The organism is Elusimicrobiales bacterium (assembly GCA_041651175.1).
Taxonomy (GTDB): domain Bacteria; phylum Elusimicrobiota; class Elusimicrobia; order Elusimicrobiales; family Elusimicrobiaceae; genus JAQTYB01.
Window position 1 is genome coordinate 46,131 of the sequence record JBAZJT010000003.1, and the last position, 9,890, is coordinate 56,020.

The 9,890-nt window shown below is 58.3% G+C and carries 7 protein-coding genes; 4 read left to right on the top strand and 3 right to left on the bottom strand.

The genetic code is table 11. The features are described 5' to 3' along the window. Positions 1-23 precede the first annotated feature (23 nt). Both WC421_02700 and WC421_02705 read left to right on the top strand, forming a co-directional pair. On the top strand, positions 24-1,802 hold the full coding sequence (locus tag WC421_02700; protein MFA5161130.1) for a proline--tRNA ligase: 1,779 nt from the start codon (positions 24-26) through the stop codon (positions 1,800-1,802). A gap of 140 nt (positions 1,803-1,942) precedes the next feature. Further along, positions 1,943-3,715, top strand: coding sequence for a tetratricopeptide repeat protein (locus tag WC421_02705; GenBank protein ID MFA5161131.1), 1,773 nt, complete (start codon positions 1,943-1,945; stop codon positions 3,713-3,715). A 127-nt stretch (positions 3,716-3,842) separates the two neighbouring features. On the opposite strand, the gene WC421_02710 is transcribed toward WC421_02705, so the two are convergent. Further along, positions 3,843-6,299, bottom strand: a complete 2,457-nt coding sequence (locus WC421_02710) for a PAS domain S-box protein (GenBank protein ID MFA5161132.1) — start codon at positions 6,297-6,299, stop codon at positions 3,843-3,845. Positions 6,300-6,395: 96 nt separating this feature from the next. Between WC421_02710 and WC421_02715 the strand changes: the two genes are divergently transcribed. Both WC421_02715 and WC421_02720 read left to right on the top strand, forming a co-directional pair. After that, on the top strand, positions 6,396-7,262 hold the full coding sequence (locus WC421_02715; protein MFA5161133.1) for a hypothetical protein: 867 nt from the start codon (positions 6,396-6,398) through the stop codon (positions 7,260-7,262). Next, positions 7,259-7,831 (top strand): flavodoxin family protein, encoded by a 573-nt coding sequence (locus tag WC421_02720; protein MFA5161134.1) that lies wholly within the window; start codon positions 7,259-7,261, stop codon positions 7,829-7,831. The genes WC421_02715 and WC421_02720 overlap by 4 nt, the downstream gene beginning before the upstream one ends. Before the next feature lie 69 nt (positions 7,832-7,900). Here the strand turns inward: WC421_02720 and WC421_02725 are convergent, their stop codons facing one another. After that, positions 7,901-9,028 carry a hypothetical protein gene (locus WC421_02725; protein MFA5161135.1) on the bottom strand — a complete coding sequence of 376 codons (1,128 nt, stop codon included), beginning with the start codon at positions 9,026-9,028 and terminating at the stop codon, positions 7,901-7,903. Positions 9,029-9,370: 342 nt separating this feature from the next. Continuing rightward, positions 9,371-9,883, bottom strand: coding sequence for a tail fiber assembly protein (locus tag WC421_02730; protein ID MFA5161136.1), 513 nt, complete (start codon positions 9,881-9,883; stop codon positions 9,371-9,373). Positions 9,884-9,890 lie beyond the last annotated feature (7 nt).

A 9,890-nucleotide genomic window follows, 5' to 3' on the forward strand; every position in this document is an offset into this window, starting at 1 on the left:
CTGGGTGTCAACAGGAGCGGATTATGAAACTTAGCCAGTATTTTGCGCCTACTTTAAGGGAGGCGCCGCAGGATGCGGACGCGGTTTCGGCCAAGATGATGCTGCGCGCCGGGCTTATACGCAAGCTCTCAAGCGGGATTTACGAATGGCTGCCGCTGGGGCTGCGCGCTTTGCGCAAGGTTGAAAATATCGTCCGTTCCGAGATGGACCGCGCCGGCGGGCTTGAGGTCTGGCTGCCCGTCATTCAGCCAAAGGAGCTTTGGCAGGAAACCGGACGCTGGGACGTCTACGGCGACCTGATGCTGCGCCTGTCCGACCGCAAAAAGGCCGAATTCTGCTTTGCGCCCACCGCCGAGGAGGTCATCACCAACACCGTGCGGCGGGATGTGCGTTCTTACCGGCAGTTGCCGGTGATGCTCTACCAGTTCGGGCTTAAGTTCCGCGACGAGATTCGCCCCCGGTTCGGCGTTATGCGCGCGCGGGAATTTTACATGAAAGACGCCTATTCCTTTCACGCCACCGAAGAGAGCGCAACCGAGTGGTACCAGAAAGTATTCCGCGCTTACGACGAGATTTGCAAACGCTGCGGTTTCAGGTACGCGGCGGTGGAGGCGGATTCGGGGCCTATCGGCGGCAATTTCTCGCACGAGTTTATGGTGCTGGCAGACACGGGCGAGGACAATATAGCCGCCTGCTCCTGCGGCTACGCCGCCAACACGGAAAAGGCCGAAATCGCCAAAGAGGAATTCCCTCCCGCCGCCGGCATGGAGCCGCTCAAAGAGATTCCCACCCCCGGTATGTTCACAGTGGACAATGTGGTCAGCTATTTGCAAGGACAGGAAGAGCGACATATAGTTTGCACAGGTAATGGTACCGTAAGCCGACAAAAGCCGAAAGTCAGCAGCAGAGCCTTAATAAAAGTGGTGCTTTTCATGGCAGATGGGACACCTGTGATGGCGCTTGTTCGTGGAGACAGAGCTGCGAACGAGAATAAAGTTCGCCGCTTTCTAGGTTGTGAAAATCTAGAAAAAGCGACAGATGACATCTATACCAAAATTGCTGGATGTGCTGTGGGCTATATCGGGCCAATGAATCTGCGCGAAAAGGTGAGAATCATCGCCGACTACGAAGTTGCCGGTATCGTCAACGGCATTGCGGGCGCGAACAAGACGGACGCGCATATCGTAAACGTCAACATCGGGCGGGATTATCAGCCGGACAGCTTTGCGGACCTGCGCGTCGCGCAGGAAGGCGACAAATGCCCCCGCTGCGGCAAGCCGATGATTGTAAAACGCGGCATAGAAGTTGGCCACACATTCAAGCTGGGGACAAAATACTCCAGGGCGATGAATGCCGAATTTCTGGACGAGAACCAGCAGACAAAACCCATGATAATGGGCTGCTACGGCATAGGCGTCTCCCGCATAGTGGCCGCCGCGATTGAACAGAATAACGACGAGAACGGCATCATCTGGCCCGCGCCGATTGCGCCTTTTGAATTCAGCCTGATTACCATAGGCGAGGACGCCGCCGTTTCCGCCGCGGCGGAGAGAATCTCCGCGCAAATCCGCGAGGCCGGCATGGAAGCCCTCTGGGACGACAGAGCCGAACGGCCCGGCGTCAAATTCAAGGACGCCGACCTCATGGGAATGCCGTACCGCATTGTCGTCGGGGGAAAAGCCCTCGCCGACGGGGAATGCGAGTTCAAGCGCCGCCGCGACGCCGGCAAAGGCGAACGGTGGAAGCTGGCCGACATTCCGGCAAAACTGGCGGAACTGGCGCGGGAAAAAGCCCCTGCGTGAGGCCGTCTGCGGCCATCTGTGGTTAAAAGCCGGCGTTCCCGCTTTACGGCGGGGAGTTTCAGCCGCAGACGGCCACAGGCAACCTCGTAAAAATAATAAGGGGAAAGTCCGGACAATCTGTGAAAATCTGTGGTCAATCTGTGGATAAAAGGCCGTTATCCCGCGCGGGGTTCTGGCTGCCGGTTTTTATTTTCGCGGCGGCATTCGCGGTTTTCTCGCCGGCATTGACGGGCGGCTTCCTCAATTGGGACGACGAGTATAATTTCATAGCAAACCAGTCCTGGCGCGGGTTTTCAGCCGAAAACATGCGCTGGGTTTTCACCACCTTCCACGCGGCGCATTATATTCCGCTGACATGGCTTACCTTCGCGGCGGATTACACGTTGTGGGGGCTTAATCCGTTCGGCTATCACCTGACCGGGCTGATTCTGCATTCGCTGAATGCGGTTCTGGCATTTTTGCTGCTGACGGAGCTGTTCCGCAAAGCCGGTGCGGAAAAGCCGGAAATTTCCGCCTTATGGGGCGCGCTGTTTTTCGCGCTTCATCCGCTGCGGACCGAGGCCGTCTGCTGGCTTACCGCGCGGCGGGAACTTACCGGCGGTTTGTTCACCCTGCTTGCCGCGCTGCTTTATGTGAAAGAAAAGCGCGCCTGGTCGCTGCTTTCTTTTTTCGCGGCGGTATTGTGCCGGGAAAGCGAAGCCGCGCTTTTTCCCGTCCTTTTTATTCTGGACATATATCCGCTCCGGCGGCTGACCTGGCGTTTTTGGAGCTGGCACGGGCCGCAGTGCCGCGCCGCGCTGGCGGAAAAAATCCCGTTTTTAGCCGTCGCGGCGTTCGGCGCGGCCATGGCGGTTGCGGCGACGCAAAGCGCGGGCAGGCTGTCCTCCGGCGCGGACGCGGCGTTTGGCGCAAAAGCCGCGCAGGCCATTGCCGGACTGGCATTATATCTCAGGAAAACTTTTGTTCCGACGGGGCTGTCTCCTGTTTATGAAATGCCGCCGGATTTCGGGCTTCATAATGCGGGGGGGGATATAGCGGTTATCAGCGCGGTCATTGCGGCGGCGGCCTGGTCCGGTCGGAAATTCCCGGCGGTATGGCCCGCGCTGGCGGTTTACGCGGCGTTTATTTTCCCGACGCTGGGATTTGCGCGCACCATATCATACGGCTATGACAGATTCAGCTATCTGTCCTGCCTGGGCTTTGCCGCTTTGTTCGGGCTGGCGTTTCGCGGACGCGTTGCCGCGCTGCTCGTCTGCGCGCTGGCGGCGTTGTCGTTCATGCAATCGCGGCATTGGGCTGACTCGCTTTCGCTGTGGGAACATGCGATGGCGGTAAAAGCAGGCCCGGTCGCGCTGCAAAACCGGGGACAGGCTTATCTGTCGCTGAAAAAATACGATTTGGCCCTTGCCGATATTGAGGCCGCGCTTGCCGTGCATCCGTCGGATTCCGAGCTTTGGCGCAATGCGGGCGCGACACGGCTGGAAATGCGCGACTATGACGCCGCGCTGGACGCATTCTCCCGCGCGCAGCGGCTTGAGCCTGGCAGCTATGAAGCCGCCTACGGCGCGGCGCTGGCATTGCAGTTTTCCGGCAGGACCGGCCAGGCGCTTAAGCAGTTTGAAAACAGCTTGGCCAATGCGCGCTCCGCGGAACAGCGATATATGGTCTATTCCGGGCGCGGCGCGCTTTATTTCCAGGTTAAGAATTACGCCGGGGCCGAGGCAGAGTTCTCCCGCGCCGCCGCCATAATGCCCGCAAACCCTCAGGCCCGTGGAAATCTTGAGGCGGCACGCATAGAGTCTGCCTTAAAAAATAAGGCAGGCGCGGAGGGGTCTGGTTCCACGCCTGCCGAACGTCCCTCGGGAAGGATTACGCCGGGGCCGAGGCGGAGTTTTCCCGCGCCGCCGCCATAATGCCCGCAAACCCTAAGGCCCGTAGAAATCTTGAGGCGGCACGCATAGAGTCTGCCTTAAAAAATAAGGCAGGCGCGGAGGGGTCTGATTCCGCGCCCGCCGGACGTCCCTCGGGGGGACGCAGAACCTACCCCTCTTTGTCTCCAGAGCCAGCCTTGACGCGGGACCATTTCCGCACAATCGCAAGCAGAGTCTGGCTGCGCACCGGCTTGGTGATGTAATCATCCATGCCGTTTTTGCGGCAGTATTCCATGGCATGGGTGGTGGCGTCCGCCGTAAGCGCGATTATGGGTGTGCGGGGCCGCCCGCCTTCCCTTTCCCTGCGCCGTATTTCCACCGCCGCGCGGGAGCCGTCCATCACCGGCATGTGTATATCCATCAGAATTACGTCGTAATCGTTCTGCCGGGCCAGCTCAACGCCGATTAGGCCGTTGACGGCGTCATCCACGATATAGCCCGCTTTTGTCAGCATGGTCTTGGTAAGAGAGAGGTTTATCTTGTTGTCCTCCACCACCAGCACCCGTCCCTTGCCGCAGGAGCCGGGGCATGGCGGCGCGGGGGGCGCGTCTGTTACGCCCGGAACCTCAACAGGGGAGTAGGGCAGCAGTATATGGAAAGTGGAGCCAACGTCTTTTTTAGACTCCACCCACAGCTTGCCGCCGGCCATGTCCACCAGCGATTTGGTTATTGACAGCCCAAGCCCCATCCCGCCGTAAACGCGGGTATAGGAACCGTCCGCCTGGCTGAAGCGCCCGAAGGATTTTGAGACGTCCTCTTCCGACATTCCTATGCCGGTGTCGGAAACCTCAAGGTAAAGCCCCGCCTCGCTCACCACCGGCGAGGTGGAGGCGGCAAAAACCCGCACCGCGCCGGCATCGGTGAATTTTATGGCGTTGGCGACCAGGTTTACCAGTATCTGGCGGACTATGCCGGCGTCGCCGCACATCTCCTCGGCCAGCGCGCCGGAGGCGGAGCATTCAAAACGCAGGCCCTTGGCCGCCGCGCGCGGGCTAAACATCCTGCACGCCGCCGTTACCACCTCGCGCGGGCAGAAGCAGGTTTTGCGCAGCTTGCGCCCCCCGGATTCTATTTCCGAAAAGTCCAGTATGTCGTTTGTGATTTCAAGCAGATGCTGCGCCGCCTCCGCTATGGCGGAGGTGAACTCCTTCTGCTCCGCCGTCTGGCCCGATTCCAGCAGCAGGTCGGCCATGCCGGTTATGGCGTTTAGCGGGGTTCGGATTTCGTGGCTCATGTTGGCGATAAACTCGGTCTTGGCCTTTCCGGCAGCCTCGGCGCAGTCGCGGGCCTTTACAAGCTCGTCCTCCAGCCGTTTGCGGTCGGTTATATCGCGCGCGACGCACATCGTCGCGCTGCCGCCCATGTACGGGATGCGGGAGGCGCTTACCTCCACCAGCACGCGGCTGCCGTCCTTGTGCAGCAGGCTCAGCTCGGCCAGGGCGGGCTTGTCCGCCAGGGATTCCAGAAACGCAGCCGCCACGGGCTGCGACTCCGGCGCGATGCAGCCCAGATACTGCCTGCCTATCATATTCTCGCCGCCGCAGCCCACCATCTCCGCGCCGGCCTGGTTTACAAAAGCTATTTTCCCGTCCACGGAAATGCACACGCCCTCACGCGCGTTTTCCACCAGGGCGGAGTATTTCCGCTCGTTTTCCCGCATGCTTTCGTCAAAGGTGCGGCGCGCGGTTATATCCTCGCTTATGCCGGAGAGCATGGTTACCATGTTGCCGCTGTTCAGTATGGGCGAGATTATTGTGCGTATCCATTTCACGTTGCCCGTGCCGGTGATTATGCGGTATTCCTGCTCCAGCGGCTCCGGCCAGGCCTGCGAGAGCGCGCCCAGCACCCGCTGCCTGTCCTGAGGATGAATGAAATCCGCAAGGTTTTTTCCGGCGCGCAAAAATTCCTGCGCGGGCGTTTCGTATATTTTTTCAAACGCCGGATTGATGAATATGATGCTTTTCATGCCGGGCGAGGCGAACCAGAACACCACCGGCAGGCTTTGCGCCAGCCAGTTGAGCTTGCGCTCGCTGTCAAACAGGCATTCCTCCGTCTTTGCGGAGGCGCCGGCATCGCGCGCTATCACAAAAAATGCCCTGTTCCCGCCCCATCGGCTGTAAACCACTGAAGCATCCGCGGTCACGTTTCCGTTCTCCCGCGTCCGCAATGTTATGCGGCAGCGCACGAAGCGGCTCAGCCGGGCCTGCTCCAGAATCATCTCCGCCGTTGACGCCGCCGGAAACCGGGCAATGCGGGCGATTTCAATGCACTCCAAATCGTGGCGGGCAAAACCCAGCTTTGTCTCCGTCGCAGGATTCATGGTGATTATTTTGCCTTCGTTAGAAAGGACTAGCACGCAATCATCCAGAGAGTCAAAAAAGGCCTGAAGATTTTCATTGGAGCGCGACAATTCCTCTTTTGCGCGGCGCAGACGCGCCGTCTCGTCCTCTAGACGACGGGCTGTCTCGGCAAGTTCGGTTATTTTTTTGGTGGAATCATCACAACCACGCGCCTTAGGCGCGCACTGCACGCTAAACCTGCGGAAAAGCATCCCCAGAAATGACATAGTTTTTTTACCACAATCTATCTAACCTATATTATATGGTTTTTGTAGTCTTTTTCAATGCCTTTTTTGGCGGAGAGCTATTTTGTAGGATGAGACATGCATATCTTTCAGGTGTTGTTGCTCTGCCACGCGGTTTTCGCCTTCGGAGATTTCAAGCCGTTTGTTACGTCCGCTTCCGTCAAGCAGCAGGCGGCGGAGATGGATTTCTGCAAAATCGGCAGGACGGTGGCCATCGTCGGCTACTGCGGCGGGGGAAGGGACAAATCGGCCTCGGTAATTTCGCCCAAGGCATGCCTGGATGTGATAAACCCGCTGAAAGAAGCGTTCCGCTCGCTTTATCCCGCAGCAAAACTGGATGTTTACGAAAAGTTGTCCCCAAAAGAAGCCGCGGCCGCCATAGCGGGGCGGGACGTTTTCGGTTTCATTCTGATAGGGGCCGGAGGCCCTGACGGCAAATTTGTGCTTGACCAGTCCGGCTCCGCCATATATCCCGAACCAGGCGACTGCCCGGGGCAGCATGTCGATTTTTTTGCGGGTTTTTTCTCGCACAGCAAGTACTCGCGCGTCCAGCCCGCTCCATCATACGACAAGGCGCAGGTCATCAGCCGGTTCGAGACGCCGCCCCCGGCGAAATATGTTAAGGACTCCTGGCCCCGCACATGCCGGACGGATATGGCATTCGTCTATCCCACCGCCACATTCGCCGGCAGGATGGGAACGGATACGGAAACTTTCATAAAAACGCTTTCGGACGCCAGGCAAGCGCAGATGCTCAAAGCCCTCAAAGCCGCCTGCGCGCGCTGCGGCAGGCAACAGCAAACGGAAGAGGGGGAATTGTCAAAAATCTGCCCGCCGGCCTCCGACATTTGCCGGACCATGCTCATAGCTGGCGAGGACAGCCCCGTGGTGGAGCGCAATTTCTGCCGGTGGATATACGACGCGCAGTATGAGGAGGCTAAATGAAAGTTGTCGCATTCAACGGAAGCGCAAGAAGAGACGGCAACACCGCCGCGCTGATACGCCATGTATTTGCGGAGCTGGAGAAAGAGGGCATAGAAACCGAGATGATACAGCTGGCGGGCCGCAATATCACGGGCTGCGCGGCCTGTTACAAATGTTTTGAGACGAAAAACCGCCGCTGCGCGCTGGGCGGAGAGATGAACGAATTCATCGCAAAAATGGAGGAGGCGGATGCAATCATACTCGCCTCGCCGACGTATTTCGCGGACATCACCCCGTCTATAAAAGCGCTGATGGAGAGGGCCGGGTTTGTGGCGCGGGCCAACGGCAACATGTTCCGGCGCAAAGCCGGCGCGGCGGTGGTGTCCGTGCGCCGCGGCGGGGCGATACACGCCTTTGATTCGCTGAATCACTTCTTCACCATAGAGGAGATGGTAGTGGTAGGTTCCAACTACTGGAACGCCGGCATGGGGCTGGAACCGGGCGAAGTGGAAAAAGACGCCGAAGGCGTGGAAACGATGCGTGTTCTTGGCCGCAATATGGCCTGGCTGCTAAAAAAAATCTCCGGGTAAACCGCAGTGAATGATGACGGCGGCTGGCGCGTCGCGCCAGCCGCCGTCATCATTGTGTTTGCGTATGTTCTAATCGCTAAGCCACCAGGAAGTGGGGCTGGAATCCCCGTAATCCACCACGAAACCGCGCGAGGAGCCTATCGCATAGCCGCCGGTTACCGCATGCCCGTTCACCTTTTCCGCTGAACGGTTGGACGAGGCCCAGCGGTACATCAGGTCCGGGTCAAAGAAATGAAGCACGCGGTACGGGCCGTCCGGCCTCACGCTCCAGTCATACAATCCCAATGTATCTAGGACGGACTGCTCACTGGGCGCGCGGGTGTGAAGAAGGCGTTTTGGGATGTAGAAAGTCCGGCTCCAGTCATCATCGTATTCCGTAACGCCGGCCACGCGCAGCACGGCCGCCGCCAGATTGGCACAGCACGCGCCCTCCTTATGAAGCGGGCGCTGGTTTATGCCGAAGCGGGTATAGACCTTCTCGCTTTCATAGGCTTTCACGAAACGCACGGCCTCCGCGCAGGATTGCGGTGAAACCAGGAATGTGGCAAAGGCAACCCTGTCCTTCATCTTTGAAACCTCGCCGAAGTCCGCCTCCACCTGCTCGCGGGTTTGCATTATGCCCGGGACATGCCCGAAAAACACATTGTAGCCCATGTTGCTCCACCACATGGAGAGATACGACTTTGAGTTGCTGGCGTCGGTCTGTCCGGTAACAACCGTTGTCCTGCCGGAATCGGAAACGCAGCCTATCTCAAACGCCACGTGGCCGACGGAATGGTCATCGCCCATCGCATTGGAAAAGTAACTCCTGAACATGGAGGTGGCGCTGCTCCAGTCCATATCCTTGGGCGAGCGGAGTATATTGAGCGTTATGTAATTCTTTTTCTGGCGGTAAGTTCTCTCCGCCGCCCTGGAGAATTTTTTCGCATACCGCTTTTCACGGTCCGCTTTTTCTTCCGGGGTCTGCCCGCCTGACAGGCGCGTTTCTTCCGGCCTTTCCGCAGGCACAGGGATGGGAACCGATATCTCCAGCGCGGCGTCCGGCAGCGCCGGAATTCCCCCAGCTCCGGCTGAATCGCGTGCCGGCAGGCATAAAGCCGACGCAAGCAGCAGCGCGCCAAACACAGGTTTTACGCCGGAAAAACCGGAAAGACTGCGCCAGTCTGGGAACACAATCGAGTTCGCTGAATTGTTCATTCGCTCTCCCATGCGTTTGCCTAGAATAACCGCCGCATAAATTATTCAAAATCAGCGCCTGCCGCGAATGAGCCAAAGGACCCATCCCGTTCCGTCCGGGTTGAGGGCGCGATACATAGTTCTGATTCGCCGGGCACATTTCAGCAGCTATAACTTATCAGCCAGTTTGAGAAAAAGTTGCAGCTAGTTTGAGAATTTTCGCCGTTGGTCCCGCGCCCATGCGCGCGAAGCAATTTGTTGTTGTGATTTCTTTTTTTGCTCCTTTTTTTCTTTGTTGACACTGTGGATACTGTGGATAACTTTAGCGGTCCCTGCCGGCAAGATGGCAGGGACCGCTTATTTTCATGGTTGAGTGGGCCAAACAGGCTTCGTCGGGTCGCACGTGGCAGGGAAATCACGCAATGCCTGGCGGTAGGCATTCCAAGCCGTTTTTTGCTTGGGATTAAGCGGCACATCGCTAACCTGCGTCCAGTCGCATGCGCTCAATAAACCATTGCGGCGGGTACGGATGGCCGCCAGAGCGAGAACTGCTGAAAATTTCCAGGAAGCGCCATCCCAACTGTGGGACTCGCTCGGACGCGGCGCTGTTGTAAATTCGTAAGGAACAACGCCGATTGACGCCATCACCACAGGGATACCGTCGCTTTTGCGGTAGAACTTCTGTCCGCGTAAGTCCGGTTGCAGCGTCCAGGCGCCATCCTTGAATACGGCAACCTGCTGCGTACCCGGCGGTGGCGGAACCTGCTCAGTGGCATCTGCCGGTATGAGATATTTCCCCGGTTCCAACGGCGACGCGTCGGCGGTGGATGCAAACAAAAACTCTCCGGTCCTGGGACTGTAGTTGTAGATTCGCATAGTGTCT